General features: G+C 47.5%; 16 protein-coding genes. 11 read left to right on the top strand and 5 right to left on the bottom strand.

Annotated features, from left to right (window positions below; all coding sequences use genetic code 11):
* The first annotated feature begins 324 nt into the window (after positions 1–324).
* The 10 genes from H579_RS0104915 (at position 325) to H579_RS24265 (ending at position 11,973) form a co-directional block, all read left to right on the top strand.
* Positions 325–855, top strand: coding sequence for a protein-disulfide reductase DsbD N-terminal domain-containing protein (locus tag H579_RS0104915; RefSeq protein ID WP_157834554.1), 531 nt, complete (start codon positions 325–327; stop codon positions 853–855).
* Positions 856–1,252: 397 nt separating this feature from the next.
* Positions 1,253–1,702 carry a type II 3-dehydroquinate dehydratase gene (aroQ, locus tag H579_RS0104910; protein WP_028299759.1) on the top strand — a complete coding sequence of 150 codons (450 nt, stop codon included), beginning with the start codon at positions 1,253–1,255 and terminating at the stop codon, positions 1,700–1,702.
* A gap of 430 nt (positions 1,703–2,132) precedes the next feature.
* Positions 2,133–2,585, top strand: coding sequence for an acetyl-CoA carboxylase biotin carboxyl carrier protein (accB, locus tag H579_RS0104905; protein WP_028299758.1), 453 nt, complete (start codon positions 2,133–2,135; stop codon positions 2,583–2,585).
* 62 nt (positions 2,586–2,647) lie between these two features.
* Positions 2,648–3,991: an acetyl-CoA carboxylase biotin carboxylase subunit gene (gene accC / locus H579_RS0104900; protein ID WP_028299757.1), complete on the top strand. Its 1,344-nt coding sequence runs from the start codon at positions 2,648–2,650 to the stop codon at positions 3,989–3,991.
* Positions 3,992–4,229: 238 nt separating this feature from the next.
* Positions 4,230–5,129 carry a 50S ribosomal protein L11 methyltransferase gene (gene prmA / locus H579_RS0104890; RefSeq protein WP_028299756.1) on the top strand — a complete coding sequence of 300 codons (900 nt, stop codon included), beginning with the start codon at positions 4,230–4,232 and terminating at the stop codon, positions 5,127–5,129.
* Between the two features lie 125 nt (positions 5,130–5,254).
* Positions 5,255–6,433 (top strand): zinc-ribbon and DUF3426 domain-containing protein, encoded by a 1,179-nt coding sequence (locus H579_RS0104885; protein ID WP_028299755.1) that lies wholly within the window; start codon positions 5,255–5,257, stop codon positions 6,431–6,433.
* A 241-nt stretch (positions 6,434–6,674) separates the two neighbouring features.
* Positions 6,675–7,679 (top strand): tRNA dihydrouridine synthase DusB, encoded by a 1,005-nt coding sequence (gene dusB, locus H579_RS24270; RefSeq protein WP_051227315.1) that lies wholly within the window; start codon positions 6,675–6,677, stop codon positions 7,677–7,679.
* 25 nt (positions 7,680–7,704) lie between these two features.
* Complete coding sequence (gene fis, locus H579_RS0104875; protein ID WP_028299754.1) at positions 7,705–8,001, top strand: DNA-binding transcriptional regulator Fis; 297 nt, start codon at positions 7,705–7,707, stop codon at positions 7,999–8,001.
* Between the two features lie 178 nt (positions 8,002–8,179).
* Positions 8,180–9,763, top strand: a complete 1,584-nt coding sequence (purH, locus tag H579_RS0104870) for a bifunctional phosphoribosylaminoimidazolecarboxamide formyltransferase/IMP cyclohydrolase (protein ID WP_028299753.1) — start codon at positions 8,180–8,182, stop codon at positions 9,761–9,763.
* 326 nt (positions 9,764–10,089) lie between these two features.
* Positions 10,090–11,973: a sensor histidine kinase gene (locus H579_RS24265; protein ID WP_028299752.1), complete on the top strand. Its 1,884-nt coding sequence runs from the start codon at positions 10,090–10,092 to the stop codon at positions 11,971–11,973.
* A 98-nt stretch (positions 11,974–12,071) separates the two neighbouring features.
* Here the strand turns inward: H579_RS24265 and H579_RS0104860 are convergent, their stop codons facing one another.
* The 4 genes from H579_RS0104860 to folE form a co-directional block, all read right to left on the bottom strand.
* On the bottom strand, positions 12,072–12,530 hold the full coding sequence (locus H579_RS0104860; RefSeq protein WP_028299751.1) for a hypothetical protein: 459 nt from the start codon (positions 12,528–12,530) through the stop codon (positions 12,072–12,074).
* On the bottom strand, positions 12,531–12,971 hold the full coding sequence (locus H579_RS0104855) for a thioredoxin family protein (protein WP_157834553.1): 441 nt from the start codon (positions 12,969–12,971) through the stop codon (positions 12,531–12,533).
* Positions 12,910–13,311: a dihydroneopterin triphosphate 2'-epimerase gene (gene folX / locus H579_RS0104850; protein ID WP_051227314.1), complete on the bottom strand. Its 402-nt coding sequence runs from the start codon at positions 13,309–13,311 to the stop codon at positions 12,910–12,912. The genes H579_RS0104855 and folX overlap by 62 nt, the downstream gene beginning before the upstream one ends.
* Positions 13,312–13,395: 84 nt before the next feature.
* On the bottom strand, positions 13,396–13,950 hold the full coding sequence (folE, locus tag H579_RS0104845) for a GTP cyclohydrolase I FolE (RefSeq protein WP_028299748.1): 555 nt from the start codon (positions 13,948–13,950) through the stop codon (positions 13,396–13,398).
* A 413-nt stretch (positions 13,951–14,363) separates the two neighbouring features.
* On the opposite strand from folE, the gene H579_RS0104840 reads away from it, so the two are divergent.
* On the top strand, positions 14,364–14,876 hold the full coding sequence (locus H579_RS0104840; RefSeq protein WP_028299747.1) for a hypothetical protein: 513 nt from the start codon (positions 14,364–14,366) through the stop codon (positions 14,874–14,876).
* Positions 14,877–14,951: 75 nt separating this feature from the next.
* Here H579_RS0104840 and H579_RS0104835 read toward each other — a convergent pair.
* A partial coding sequence (locus tag H579_RS0104835; RefSeq protein WP_028299746.1) for a transposase occupies positions 14,952–15,271 on the bottom strand: 320 nt, incomplete at its 5' end.

Below are 15,271 nucleotides of genomic sequence, written 5' to 3'. Positions count from 1 at the left end.
TATCCGATAGGCGTACTTATCTTTTAAAGCCTGATTTTTAAAAGCTTAATTTCAAACAACCATTTTAAACAAGATCTGTTTTACCCAGAAAACCACTATTTAGCAAAAACCACAGGAACCCTATCGGTCAATCGTACTCTCAATGGTTACAGATCTGCTCACAAGTTCGCTGTTACTGTGTACACAGTGTTGTATATTAGGGCAGTTTCACAAATTTACACTGCTTTGTCCTTATAAAATCGCTGCTTAGCGGATGCTTTTGTCATAAAAGATCCTGAACAGCAAACAGGGTAATCAGTGTCAGAATCCATAGGACCGGTTATCTTGCTGACTTTTATCTTCGCAAAGCGTCAATTCCGTAAATCACAACAGATAAAGCCTCTTCCTGCCTTAATGTTACTGTGCCTGTTAGGTACCAGTCAGCCGGTATTCAGTGGCTTTTTCTCTAGTTCACAGTCATCTAACTCAAACCTCAGTAATAGTCAGCAGCGCTTTCTACCGGTTGAAGAAGCCTTTCAGCTATCGGGGCAATTAAAAGAACAACAGCTGATCCTGAACTGGCGGATAGAGCCAGAACATTATCTTTACCGTTCCCGCTTTAATATACGCTTACTGGAACCCCGTACACTGGTACTGAGTGATATGGATATCCCCAGAGGGGAAAAGACCCATGATGAGTTTCTGGGGGAGGTCGAGATCCTGCGCCATCAGGTCAGCATTCAGACACGGCTCAACATCAGTGAGCAATTACTGAATCAAGGTGTCGTGATTGAAGTAACATTCCAGGGCTGTGCCGATGCCGGACTCTGCTACCCTCCACACCGCCAAATACTGAACCTGGTGCCACAACGATAAACCCTCTATCAGGGACAGAAAATTGCAATACTACTAAATAGAGCTTGGCTTTGTCGGGATAGTAAACCTGCACCTCAGTCGATGCTGGCTTCAAAGAATCAACGTAGAAATAGCTCAAAAGCTCAGATGACGCGCTAATCCAGTAAATAAAATATATAAAGTCAAAAAATCGTCAATCAGTAGCGAAAAGCGAGAAAATAAACTGGAACAGTCAAAAACTGGACAACTTCTTACATTTTGTGCAAACTAAGGCCCGGTTAAACCAGTTTTCCGCAAGTTAGCCGCAAAATTATGGCTTTTTATCGTCAAATTATTATGTTTTTGCGAATTTTAGCGACAAACCTTGGTTTCACCCTGTATCGAGTCATTTTTTATTGAAGCAGGACTTTTGCACACTATGGCTTCCATTCTGGTGTTAAACGGCCCAAACCTGAATTTACTGGGCACCCGGGAACCGGAAATTTACGGTTCACAAACCTTGGCAGATATCTCACAGGATCTGGCCGAAACCGCCGCCAGTCAGGGACACCAACTGGAATGCTTCCAGAGCAATGCCGAACACGCATTGATCGACCGTATTCATGCCGCCCGGGATGAAGCGTTAGATTTTATTCTGATCAATCCTGCAGCCTTTACTCACACCAGTGTAGCAATTCGCGATGCTCTGCTCGGGGTTAATATTCCTTTTATTGAAGTTCATCTCTCTAATATGCACGCCAGGGAACCTTTCCGCCAGCATTCTTATCTGTCAGATGTCGCTGTGGGCGTGATCTGTGGTCTGGGTGCTCAGGGCTATGACCTGGCACTGCAAGCAGCTCTGACTCAATTGGCAAAAGCAAAGCAGTAACCGCAATACAGCATCTGCGAACTTAATGCTGATTTGATAGCTTATGTAAAAAGCAAAAGCCAAACGCAAATAATTAAGACACTCACTTTTAGCTCATACATTCAGCAGACACTGCGGAGCTAAAAGCATAATTAAGCAATGTATTAAAAAGTGCGCGATGAGTACTAAAAACAGGAAGCTAAAAACAGGCCACCCATTCACCGGGTCACGCTAAGCCTAAGGATTACGGGCACTATCTATTTGGATCAAATGGACCAAATGGACCAAATAAAGTGTCCGGCTGCTTGATCACCTGAAGCAGCAGTCGGATAGCAACAGAAGAGACAGGCGACCTGCTGAACTCCCAAGATAATCTGGTGCGTTAATAGCCCAGTCCTGGAGAGTTCAGATGGCCCCTATGACAACACACCTTGAGTGAAAGAGATTAATCATGGATATCCGTAAAGTTAAAAAGCTGATCGAACTGCTGGAAGAATCTAACATTGCAGAAATCGAGATTCAGGAAGGCGAAGAGTCCGTTCGCATCAGCCGCAATATCGCTGGCGCTGCTGTTCAGTATGCTCCGGCTCCTGTAGCAGCACCTTTTGCACCTGCAGCAGCTCCAGCGCCAGCAGCAGCTCCTGTAGCAGATGCTACACCTGCAGTTTCTGGTCACGCAGTTAAATCGCCCATGGTTGGTACCTTCTATGGCGCTCCGGCTCCTGGCGCTAAAGCGTTTGTCACCGTAGGCCAGAGCGTTAAGAAAGGCGACACCATCTGTATCGTTGAAGCGATGAAAATGATGAACCAGATCGAAGCCGACAAAGACGGCACCATCGGTGAGATTCTGGTAGAAGACGGCCAGCCGGTAGAATTTGATCAGCCCCTGGTAACAATCGTCTAAATCGACGTACGTTACTGAATTCCAAACTGACCTGAAAAGTCCAGAGATAGGAAAGGCTGATCATGCTAGATAAAGTACTTATTGCCAACCGGGGTGAGATTGCGCTGCGTATTCTGCGTGCCTGTAAAGAACTGGGCATCAAAACCGTGGCCGTTCACTCTACGGCAGACCGTGATCTGATGCATGTTCGTCTGGCTGACGAATCCGTATGTATCGGTCCGGCATCCTCGACAGATAGCTATCTGAACATCCCTGCTATTATCAGCGCGGCAGAAGTTACCGACTCCGAAGGTATTCACCCAGGTTATGGTTTCCTGGCTGAAAATGCTGATTTTGCGGAGCAGGTTGAGCGCTGTGGTTTCCAGTTTATCGGCCCTAAAGCAGACGTCATTCGTCTGATGGGTGATAAAGTATCCGCCATTGATGCGATGAAAAAAGCCGGTGTACCGACAGTACCTGGCTCTGATGGCCCTCTGCCTGAAGATGATCCAGAAGCCATGATCAAGATCGGTCGTCGTATTGGCTTCCCTGTGATCATTAAAGCTGCTGCCGGTGGTGGTGGTCGCGGTATGCGCGTAGTACATACCGAAGCGCATCTGGTGAACGCAGTGCAGGTAACCAAGGCTGAAGCAAAAGCAGCCTTTGGTGACGACACCGTTTACATGGAAAAATTCCTGCAGAACCCGCGTCACGTTGAAATTCAGGTTCTGGCCGATGGCCAGGGCAACGCGATTCACCTGGGTGACCGTGACTGCTCTCTGCAGCGTCGTCACCAGAAGGTTCTGGAAGAAGCTCCTGCACCGGGCATCCCGGACGATATCCGTCAAGCGGTACAGGAAAGCTGTGTTAAAGCCTGTATCGATATCGGCTACCGTGGTGCCGGTACCTTTGAATTCCTGTATGAAGACGGCGGTTTCTACTTTATCGAAATGAACACCCGTGTTCAGGTAGAGCACCCTGTGACCGAGATGGTAACCGGTGTTGATATCGTAAAAGAGCAGCTGCGCATTGCCAGTGGCCTGCCACTGTCAATCAAACAGGAAGACATTGTCATTCGCGGCCACTCATTTGAGTGTCGTATCAATGCCGAAGATTCCCAAACCTTCCTGCCATCGCCAGGTAAGGTGACTCACTTCCACGCCCCTGGCGGTCTGGGCGTGCGTATGGATTCTCACCTGTACGACGGTTACAGCGTACCACCTTACTACGACTCCCTGATCGGCAAGCTGATCACCTGGGGTGAAACCCGTGAGATAGCTCTGACCCGTATGCGCAACGCGCTGGATGAGATCCTGATCGAAGGCATCAAGTCCAACGTTGCTCTACAGCAGGATCTGGTGCGTGACCATGGCTTTATGGAAGGTGGTATCAATATTCACTACCTGGAAAAGAAACTGTCTCTGTAACAGTCTTTTTTATTCAACCGGACAACGCATCAGACCAGTTTAATTGCGATAAACAGCCGGATTGAGAAAAGCCAGAAAAACCGGAGCTTAGCCTCCGGTTTTTTTACGCCCATTCAATCTATCCTCATAAGATTCTATGCTCTGAAGATGACTTTTTACCCCAGCAGAGTACAATGCCCCGCTTGCCTTGCCAGCCCTATAGAATCAAGCGGCTGCGGATCACCAACAGGAGAACACCATGCCTTGGCTTCAGATTAAACTTGATACCGACCCGGCCCACGCCGACGTACTGGAAGAGCTGCTGCTTGCGGCAGGTGCCTGCGCCGTCACCCTTGAAGATGGCAAGGATGAACCTCTATTCGAACCCATTCGCGGTACCACTCCGCTGTGGCAACACACCCGTATCACAGGCTTGTTCGATGCGGATCAAGATAGTAATGCGATGACGGAAGCCATGAAACTGGGCTGGCAAGAGATCTTCCCTGAGCAAACCTTCCCACCACTGCGCATTGAGATTCTGGAAGACAAAGACTGGGAACGCGAGTGGATGGAAAACTTCCACCCGATTCAGGTTGGTCAACGCCTATGGATCTGCCCTAGCTGGCGTGATGCCCCAGACAGTGAAGCCGTCAACCTAACCCTGGACCCAGGCCTGGCCTTTGGCACCGGCACCCACCCAACCACCTTTATGTGTCTACAGTGGCTGGATAAAAACGATGTCAGCGGCAAAACAGTCGTGGATTACGGTTGTGGCTCAGGCATTCTGGGCGTTGCAGCCCTGCTATTAGGCGCGAAACAAGCTTGGGGAGTAGATAACGACCCACAAGCCCTGATTGCGACCCGGGATAACACCCAGCGCAACCAACTGCCCGATGAAAGCTTTGAAGTCTTTATGCCAGGCAAATTGGAAGATACACAAGCAGATCTGATGCTGGCTAATATTCTTGCCGGCCCATTAATCGATCTGGCCGAGACAATTACAACACTGGTCAAACCAGAAGGCCAGCTGGTCCTGTCTGGCATTCTTCAGCACCAGGCCAGTGAAGTCATCGAAGCCTATACACCCTGGTTTGATTTTGCCCCCCCCAGAACACAGGAGGAATGGGTATGCCTAACTGCGGTCAAAAAACGCGATTAAGCTGATAAAAGCGTAAAACTTGGTTACACCTTGTAAAATAAGCAGTTTCAGCAACAGAAGCATTGCCTGAAGCTGCTTAGCCTTTTATCATGTCTACTTAGGCCTGTTGGAAGAAAGACACATAGATGATGGATGACCAGCTAACCCGCTGCCCTCACTGCAAGACCAGTTTTTTAATCACCGAAGCTGATCTGCGACTCGGTTGCGGTGTCGCACGCTGTGGCGCCTGTTTAAAAATTTTCAGCGCTACCAACCATTTATTCACTCTTGAAGAGATTGAAGAAGAGTCTGCCTTTGGCTCAGCCACAACGTCTCAGCCCTCAACGGATCAGATTCTGCCCTCTGAGATCACTATTGAGCCCGACTCTAACCCAACTTTTGCTGCTGCCCCACGGGAGCTTGAGCAAACCACCTATACACCACAGCCAACATATACGCCGCAGCCAACAATAGAAAAAACACAACATTCTTTTAATCAGCCTGAAAAGCAGCAATCTCAGGAAAATCAATCTGATACCCTGAAATCCGAAATGCCTGCTGAGCACCAGTTACAAGACCATATACCAGAACAACTCCGCCCTGCAGCCCCAGTAATGGAAGCGCTGGACGTTAATCTCGAACTGGATGAGCTGCGCCAAGCCAGAAATTCCCGTCCACTATCAGAACGCATTGAAGCCGAGGAGCCCCGTTTAGACGGACCACCACCCGAAGGGTTTGAAGAGGCCTACTATAACAGCAATATCGAAGCAACCGACAGCGCACTGACAGATTTCGATATGACACCTGTAGCTCCGCCTAAGCAAGCTAAAGAACATTCTAAAATAGATATCCTGCTGAACAAGCCTGTTGTTATTGCTGCTGCTATCTTATTTATTTTTATTCTGACTTTTCTAATCTTACTGGGCAGCACCCGCTCCTTAAGCCAAAGTCCCAAATTAAATGGCCTAGTTGAGACTTTATGTGCAATATCCAGCTGCAATCATCCACTTATGGAAGATTTCAAGCCATTAACCGCAACCCAAGCAAGCTTAAGCCAGAACGATAACAACCTGATTATAGAGTTTGTACTGGAAAACCCCAGCGAAAGCACCCTGCCTTTCCCAGGCATTATTGCCGAACTGTTAAATGAAGAGGGACAGGTCATTGGAGAGCAAAACTTCCAACCAGATCAGTACCTGATGAATATGCCTTTTGCTGATCATCAGCTTCCCCCGGAGCTTCCTGTCGCTATCACGCTGACAATGACGGAACTAAACCCTCAGGTCGAAGATTTCCGTCTGACATTCATACCGCCTCTGAACTAAGTCCGCGAAGCGACAATAACAAGAACGAGAGGTATCGACAGGTCTGGCACCCACAAAATATTTTTGTTTCGCTATTTCACATCAATAATCTGGCTAAAAATTCATTTTTTTGGCCTGAAGCCCCCTAATCCCTTTACTCTCCGGGAAGACATAGTATTATTAGCGCCCCCCAAAGTACCGACCTATAAGGCCTGTACTGTTTGCATCAATTTAGGCAAACACAACTCAATAACGGTTTAACATGATCAAGATTGGCCCATATTCAGTTAAGCAACCTACCATTCTGGCGCCGATGGCTGGCGTAACAGACCGTCCTTTCCGACAGCTCTGTCGCGAGATGGGCGCAGGTCTGGTAGTGTCTGAGATGGTGACCTCTGATGTACGCCTGTGGCACACCCGAAAATCACAACTTCGCCTGGATCATAGCGGCGAACAAGCCCCTCGCTCAGTACAGATTGCCGGTGGCGACCCTGAAATGCTGGCTGAAGCAGCCCGTATGAATGCAGCTCAAGGCGCACAGATCATCGATATCAACATGGGCTGCCCGGCCAAAAAAGTGTGTAACAAGGCTGCAGGCTCTGCATTGCTCAAAGATGAGGCCCTGGTAGCAGATATTCTGCAAGCAGTGGTATCGGCTGTAGATATCCCTGTTACCCTAAAGATCCGCACCGGTTGGAGCCCTGAACACCGCAATGGTGTTACTATTGCCAAGATGGCACAGGATGCGGGTATTCAGGCTCTCGCGGTTCATGGCCGCACCCGTTCAGATGCCTACCGTGGCGACGCTGAGTACAACACCATAGCCGAGATTCGCCAGGCTATCTCTATTCCATTATTTGCCAATGGTGATATAACGTCACCGGAAAAGGCCAAATTTGTGCTGGATTATACGGGTGCCGATGCCGTTATGATTGGCCGAGCAGCTCAAGGGCGCCCCTGGATTTTCCGCGAGATCAATCATTATTTGGCAACCGGAGAAAAACTGCCTGAACCCGACATTGATACTGTTTATCAATTATTAAACCAACATCTGAGTGCACTGTACGCATTTTACGGCGACTATATGGGGGTACGTATAGCCCGTAAACACGTCAACTGGTATCTGGGCACTCGAGAAGATGGCGTGAACTTCAGAAAACTGTTTAACCAGCTGGAAACACCTGAACAACAGCAAATGGCCGTGGAACAGTTTTTACTGAACAACCTATGTCCCAATCTGGCTGACCTGCAAATAAAGGTGGCCTGAAGTGAGCAATGATAGTTTGAAAAATATGGATATTTCAGAAAAACAACCTGCTGTTGAGCAGGCTCAGCTGGAAACCCAGCAAACCACAGAAAGCCCTCAGCCCCTGCGTAATAGTGTTGAAGCGGCACTGGACAATTACTTTACTCATCTGGATGGCCAACCTGTGACCGACTTATATCAGATGGTACTGGCCGAGGTGGAAGCACCGTTACTGGAAGCAGTGATGCGTTATACCGGAGATAACCAGAGCCAGGCTTCTGAAATTCTGGGCCTGAATCGTGGCACCCTGCGCAAAAAACTTAAACATTATGGCCAGCTGTAAGCAAAACAAAAGCCATAGTACACCCATGTCATATTGGGTCGACTTAAAGTGTTTTTTGTCGCAAATCGTGGGCACGAGAAACGCCCATAGCCTGCTATAATGAGCTGAACTTATCAAAACGGCAGTACTTCTCTGCCGTTTTTATTTTCTTAACTACCCTGTGAGAAAGACGAAAACTATGGCTGCAAATGCACAAAACCTGCCGGTTCGCCGGGCCTTAATCAGCGTATCGGATAAAACCGGCGTTGTTGAGTTCGCTAAAGCACTGACCGAGCGCGGTGTAGAGATCCTGTCTACCGGCGGTACTTTCAAGCTGCTGACCGAGCAAGGTGTACCTGCAATTGAAGTATCCGACTACACCGGTTTCCCGGAAATGATGGATGGCCGTGTTAAAACTCTGCATCCAAAAATCCACGGCGGCATTCTGGCTCGTCGCGGCCAGGATGACGAAGTGATGGCTGAAAATGGTATTCAGGGCATCGATCTGGTTGCAGTAAACCTGTATCCATTCGAAGCCACTGTTGCTCGCGAAGACTGCACCCTGGAAATGGCTGTCGAAAACATCGATATTGGCGGTCCAACCATGGTACGTTCTACCGCCAAGAACCATGCATTCGTGACCATCGTAGTAGATGTAAACGACTATGGCCGTATTCTGAACGATATGGATGCTCACGACGGCGCTGTTGCTCAAGCCACTCGTTTTGATCTGGCGATTAAAGCCTTCGAGCACACTGCTGCATACGACGGCATGATCGCTAATTACTTTGGCCGTCTGGTTGAAGGTGGCAGCGAAAACTTCGCTCGTACCTACAACGTTCAGTACGAGAAGAAGCAAGAGATGCGCTACGGTGAGAACCCTCACCAGAAAGCCGCTTTCTACGTTGAGAAAAACCCGGTTGAAGCCAGTGTTTCCACAGCGAAACAACTGCAGGGCAAAGAGCTGTCTTTTAACAACGTTGCTGACACTGATGCTGCATTTGAGTGTGTGAAATCTTTCGCAGAGCCAGCCTGTGTGATCGTTAAACACGCCAACCCATGTGGTGTAGCGATTGCCGAGAACCCACTACAAGCCTACGAACTGGCATTTCAAACTGACCCTACCTCAGCCTTCGGTGGCATCATCGCCTTTAACCGCGAGCTAGATGCGGAAACGGCTAAAGCGATCATTGATCGTCAGTTTGTTGAAGTGATTATTGCTCCTGGAGTTTCCGAAGAAGCCAGCGCAATTGTTGCAACTAAAGCCAACGTACGCCTGCTGGATTGCTCCGACAACTGGCCAGGTGAGCGTGATTACGGCCTGGACTACAAGCGTGTCAACGGTGGCCTGCTGATTCAGGATCGTGACATGGGCATGGTGACTGACGACGAACTGAAAGTTGTGACTAAAAAAGCCCCAAGCGAAGAGCAGATGCGCGATCTGGCCTTTGCCTGGAAAGTCGCTAAGTTTGTTAAGTCTAACGCTATTGTATACGTGAAGAACGGTCAGACTATTGGCGTGGGTGCCGGCCAGATGAGCCGGGTATACAGCGCTAAGATCGCGGGCATTAAGGCGGAAGACGAAGGCCTTGAAGTACCTGGCTCTGTTATGGCATCTGATGCCTTCTTCCCATTCCGTGACGGTATCGATGCTGCAGCTAAAGCCGGTATCAGCGCTGTCATTCAGCCTGGCGGCTCTATGCGTGATCAGGAAGTAATTGATGCAGCAGATGAACATGGTATGGCTATGGTATTTACCGGTATGCGTCACTTCCGTCACTAAGAGTTTCAGCGCAGGATTATATCTTGCGACAGTTCGTTGTGAATCATTAATGACAACATAATTAATTCACTATCGAACTGATTATTTAAAAGGCCCTGAACATACAGGGCCTTTTCTTACCGTCTGACAACCGGCCCTAAACACATCTTCACCATCCGTTAAAGCTCACTATTTTTCCTGACCACTCCTTTTATCCCACCCCTACACTAAGCCTCCTTTTTTTCACAGCAAAAGACTATATAGCAACTATAAACTATTGCCCCCCATGCCCTTTTAGCACTATGCTGACAGTTAACGGGATCGTTGATGGTACCTAAAACACGACTATGTCTCTTCAGCATTCAAAACAGATTTCTGATCACCCACTGGCCAGCATTATAGGTCGGCGGATTATTCTTATTCTGGTGATTATCAGCAGTAGTATTACTCTGATTTCAACACTGCTTCAGCTTTATGCAGATTACACTCGGGAAGTTAATGCCGTAGAAGCCAGACACACCGAACTAAAGCAGGTACATGCCGAATCCCTGGCGATTAATCTATGGGAGTTTAATGAGAGCCAGTTAAAACTGCGCCTTGAAGGCTTGGTTAAACTACCTGGCCTGGCCTATATCAAGGTAACATCAAACACAGGCAATCAGTTCTGGGATGCAGGTCATGCCGTTAATGGCGATAAGTTCGAGAGTAAAATCCCCCCTGTGTATGAAGGCCCCGGCTCTCAAACCCCCTTTGTTTTAGGTACATTGCATGTTGAATCCAGTGCAGAAGAGATTTATCAACAGCTGTTTGAGACTTTCACCTCTCTCTTACTAATCAACGGTATTAAAACGTTTATTGTATCTGCCATGGTACTCTGGGTATTCCATTTTAGTGTCAACCGACGTATTTTCAGTATTATGCGCTATCTTGAGCGTTTCCGGCCCAGCCAAAAACATGTCCCCCTTGAACTGGAAAAGCCCTCTTTTATCACCACTAAAGAAGATGAACTGGACATTCTAGGCCTGGCAGTTAACCAACTCAGCCAAAAGTTACACCAGTTATACAGTGAAATTGAACAAGAAAAGAACCGCTTCAGTGATTTTGCCAATGTGGCATCAGACTGGCTGTGGGAGACAGATGCTGACGGCCAACTCTCATTTGCCTCTGAGCAAATGTTGATACAACTGGATAGCAGCCATCAGGATTCACTTTTGGGCAAAAACCTGGCCCAACTGTTAGACACCCCTGCTCTACAGATCAGTTTTGAGCAGAAAAGTGATTTTAACGACCTTGAGCTTCAGATTACCCTACATGAAGAAACTCACTACTTTGTCCTCCAGGGGTTAGCGCAGTTTGAATATGGCCGCTTTCTTGGCTTTAGGGGCACCGCGGTTGATATTACCGCTAAGAAGCGGGCTCAGACTCAGCTGCAAGAGCTGAATGAAACCCTTGAGCTTCGGGTACAGCAACGCACCGAACAGCTAAAAAACTCGCTGGAAGAACTTGAGCTGACACAGAACCAATTGATAGAACGTGAAAAAATGGCCTCATTAGCCAACTTGGTTGCCGGCATCGCTCACGAGATTAATACACCATTAGGCGTCGCGATTACGGCCACCTCGATGCTGGATCATTCAGATAACAATCCAGAAAAAGAAGCTGTAGAACTGATCGATAACAATCTACAAAGAGTCGTTCGACTGGTTCAGATGTTTAAACAAACCGCTGTGACCAATCAACACACTCATGTGGAAAATGTACAGCTTAAAGAGCTGTTCCACGATCTTAGCCTGGGTTTCCAGCAGTCTCTCACAGAAAAAAGTGCCACCTTTGTGACTGAAGCCGATGACAGACTGACTTGGTCAACCGTTTCCTCCAGCTGGCTACAAGTGATAGGCCAGCTGATTAACAACAGCCTGACTCACGGCTTTCCTCAGGCTAACTTTAAGAACCGCATCTCACTCAAGGCATTTACTCAAGGAGACCATCTGGTTGTCGAATATTGTGATAATGGCGTAGGTATCAATGATGAGATGCTTGATAAACTGTTTGAACCCTTTCATACCACACGGCGTAACCAGGGCTGTACAGGGCTAGGTATGCATATCGTCTACAACCAAGTGACCCAGATCCTTAAAGGCACCATTGAAGCCGATAGCGCACCAGAGGAAGGCTTTAGCGTATGCATTCGAGTGCCAGCACTTGAAGAAGAGCACCCACCAGGTCAATAGAAAGCTCTATTAGGGGCTGGTGATCAAAAGCAAATGGAAGAAGCTTCTCTTCCATTTTTACCTTCCATACCACAATAACATCAACACGCCCAATGGCGTCAGTTGGTTATTTTCAGAATAGCAGTTAACATCAATACCGCACACGCCATACCACCGGCTACCAAAGCCATTCCCTTCCCCTTATAACGCTCAGGCTGAAGACGCGCTTCACGAAACCCCATTAGCGCAAAGAGTAGAGCAAGCAGCGCGACAAAATAACCCAGAGGCACCGACATAGCAGCGCAGCCAATCGCCATTACCGACCAGAATGAGGTCTGTACCGGCCTCAACTCATCGCTACCCACCTCTTTTACTGCCGCAGCCTGCATCTGCCCGGCAGGAAGATTAAATACCTGACACGCTCGCTCAGCATCAAGCTCAAAACTCACCAGAATACCGCTATCCGGTAAACCACGACCTCTCCACCCGGTAAGATCGAATTGAAATTCACGACCATCCTCGGCACGGATAATACCTAATTGCTGCGCTGTATCAAACGCAATCACTTCGCCCTGCATTCAACCTCCTGTAGCGGATAACGATGCCTGCCATAAAGCCAGTGGCCGCGCCAACTGCTCTCGTAGCAGAGAAAAATTAACATATCGAACCTGACGTGCAATCTCTTGCCCGTCTAAACAAACAATCAGCGTGGGTGCGGATAATACCTGAAAAGCCGAACAGGCTTGAGGCAAAACAGCCAAATCAATAGAAAAGCAGCGGCTGGAAGGCAAAAAATCATACGCCCACAGAGGTAACTTTCGTTTAATGTCCTGACAGGGTGCACAATTCGGAGTAGTAAACAACTGCCAACTCAAGCCCGGAATATCAATCAGCAACTCCAGCTGGTCGATCGCCTCCAAAGCGGGAAACCTCTCAGCTAAATGATCAACCGAGCGATTAGCTGCCATCGCGATGATCAGATAAAGTAATAGATACCGAGTCAGAGAAACGCAGTGCATGCGGTTTATCCACTTCAACCTGAGCCACATGCACCTGATCGTAGCCCATAATAATATCCAGAATCTCGCGGGTCAGACGCTCCAGCAGCGCAAAGCGATTCTCTTCTACATGCTTGATCACTGCCTTGGTAATGGTACGGTAATTCAGTGCCTCATCAATATGATTGAAACTCACCGCACGATCAGCGTGATACTGAATAGTGATATTAATAATCACATCCTGTTTATTCAGAATCTCATCTTCATTGATACCAATATAAGTTCTCAGACGCAGATTCTTAATTTGAATAGTGGCTAGGTTATGCCCTGACTGGGCATTACTGACAGCGTGTAATGGCATAAGCGTGTCTCTGTCCAATAAAAAGAACTTGGTATATGTATACAAAAAAGCTCAGGACTGACCTGAGCTTTTTGCGAAACCCGGTCAGCTGGTAATCAACTGCAGGTATTCCTGCCGGGTAGCCTGAGATTCGCGGAATGAGCCCAACATCACTGAAGATTTCATCACGGAGTTTTGTTTCTCAACGCCTCGCATCATCATACACATGTGCTTGGCTTCAATGGTCACAGCTACACCTCGGGCACCTGTAACTTCCAGCACTGCATCTGCAATCTGCTTAGTCAGATTTTCTTGGATCTGGAAACGTCGTGCATACATATCCACAATACGTGCAAACTTAGACAGACCTAACACCTTACCAGCAGGTAAATAGGCAATATGGCATTTACCGATAAAAGGTAGCAGGTGGTGTTCACACATTGAGTACAGCTCAATATCTTTTACGATAACCATCTCATCAGTTTCTGACTCAAATACCGCACCATTAGTCACCTCAGTCAGCGTCTGATGATAACCACGGGTCAGATATTGCATCGCCTTAGCAGCACGCGTAGGTGTATCCAACAGACCTTCACGCTTAGGATCTTCACCTAATTCGGTCAGAATGGTCTCGTACAGATCCGCCAGTTTTTCACTCATTGGGTTACCTTTTAATTAACATCTATATTTATGCTGACTTTCTAATGTAAAATTAACAGCATAACTTTTTCCGGACATTACACCTAGACATGCTGTTGTCTCAAATGAAGGCAACAATGATAACCGATGTTGTTCATATCCGGGTGCGACAATTTGTCCATTTTACCTGACTTGGTTGGTCAAGCATAATGCCGCCCAAGGGTTAACTGTAAATTCATTCGAATCTGTTATACTTCGCGCACTCAAAAGCAGATCACTTGTAGCAATAAGCATGCAATAGCCTGATATAACAGGATCGAGCAGCAAGTGAGGCATCAGGCCAGAAATAAGGATATCGTATCTTTTTCGGCGCTTTTGCTCAGTGTGACTACCCATTGATACGTAGAAACCTTGATCCACAGAAACGGTGAGCTATGAAACGACTACTGACAACAGTTGCTCTTTTAGGAGCATGTCTACCTGCCTATGCTGAAACTTCTGCCAATAGCGGCTATCAACTGCCAGCGGATACCGTTCTTCGCGTACAGGTTCTAGTGGATAAAACGGTCAATAACGGTGAAAGTATCTCTCACCTACTACTGAAAGCAACCGGCAGTGAAACCGGGGCATATCTGCCTGAACGCTGCCTGATGTCCGCTAACGCAGAAATTAACAATCAGCAATTGGAAGTATCTGTTAACCGCGCACTATGCGTTGAACCCAATGGCGACATATTTGACGGTGCAATGAATGCACGTATTGTTGATCAAAATCATGACTTTGGCTTAGCCGAAGCGTGTTCCGGTAATACCTGCACACTACAGGCTGGTCACGACTACACATTACGCCTGTTAGATTCAGCTAATATAGGCCTGGTAGTAAACCAGACAGAACAGATCAATATTCAGCGCCGCAATCATCAGCCGGACAGTAATAGTCAACAGTAACCCAACGGCAGCATCTGTAATATATTAAGGAGCAAAGCATTCACTTTGCTCCTTAAGCCTAGTAGTCCATCAGTCTTATAAATTAGGATAAAGGCGTTTTAACTTAATTCGGGCATCTTCCGTTGTAAAACGCCAGTCCACTCTTTGTTTTCCCCGGTTTCTCTCTTCAACCCAGCTACTTACCTCACGCTCGACTGTTTCAATATCTGGCAATCGTCTGTCCAGACATTGCCGTGCTAATACACTGAACTCACACTCTGCCATATTCAGCCAGCTACCATGCTTTGGTGTATAAACAAACTCCAGTTTATCCAACAAAGCCCTTGCCACTTCGGGTTTGAATGCTTTGTAAAGTGATGCGCCTGTATGTGTATTGAGATTGTCCATCACCAGCG

The organism is Oceanospirillum beijerinckii DSM 7166, from assembly GCF_000422425.1.
GTDB lineage: Bacteria > Pseudomonadota > Gammaproteobacteria > Pseudomonadales > Halomonadaceae > Oceanospirillum > Oceanospirillum beijerinckii.
This window is presented reverse-complemented; position numbering and strand designations above follow the sequence as displayed.

Coding starts and splice junctions, on each gene's coding strand:
- aroQ (WP_028299759.1), top strand. CDS start 1,253: ATGGCTTCCATTCTGGTGTTAAACGGCCCAAACCTGAATTTACTGGGC.
- accB (WP_028299758.1), top strand. CDS start 2,133: ATGGATATCCGTAAAGTTAAAAAGCTGATCGAACTGCTGGAAGAATCT.
- accC (WP_028299757.1), top strand. CDS start 2,648: ATGCTAGATAAAGTACTTATTGCCAACCGGGGTGAGATTGCGCTGCGT.
- prmA (WP_028299756.1), top strand. CDS start 4,230: ATGCCTTGGCTTCAGATTAAACTTGATACCGACCCGGCCCACGCCGAC.
- H579_RS0104885 (WP_028299755.1), top strand. CDS start 5,255: ATGATGGATGACCAGCTAACCCGCTGCCCTCACTGCAAGACCAGTTTT.
- dusB (WP_051227315.1), top strand. CDS start 6,675: ATGATCAAGATTGGCCCATATTCAGTTAAGCAACCTACCATTCTGGCG.
- fis (WP_028299754.1), top strand. CDS start 7,705: ATGGATATTTCAGAAAAACAACCTGCTGTTGAGCAGGCTCAGCTGGAA.
- purH (WP_028299753.1), top strand. CDS start 8,180: ATGGCTGCAAATGCACAAAACCTGCCGGTTCGCCGGGCCTTAATCAGC.
- H579_RS24265 (WP_028299752.1), top strand. CDS start 10,090: ATGTCTCTTCAGCATTCAAAACAGATTTCTGATCACCCACTGGCCAGC.
- H579_RS0104860 (WP_028299751.1), bottom strand. CDS start 12,530: ATGCAGGGCGAAGTGATTGCGTTTGATACAGCGCAGCAATTAGGTATT.
- H579_RS0104855 (WP_157834553.1), bottom strand. CDS start 12,971: ATGCACTGCGTTTCTCTGACTCGGTATCTATTACTTTATCTGATCATC.
- folX (WP_051227314.1), bottom strand. CDS start 13,311: ATGCCATTACACGCTGTCAGTAATGCCCAGTCAGGGCATAACCTAGCC.
- folE (WP_028299748.1), bottom strand. CDS start 13,950: ATGAGTGAAAAACTGGCGGATCTGTACGAGACCATTCTGACCGAATTA.
- H579_RS0104840 (WP_028299747.1), top strand. CDS start 14,364: ATGAAACGACTACTGACAACAGTTGCTCTTTTAGGAGCATGTCTACCT.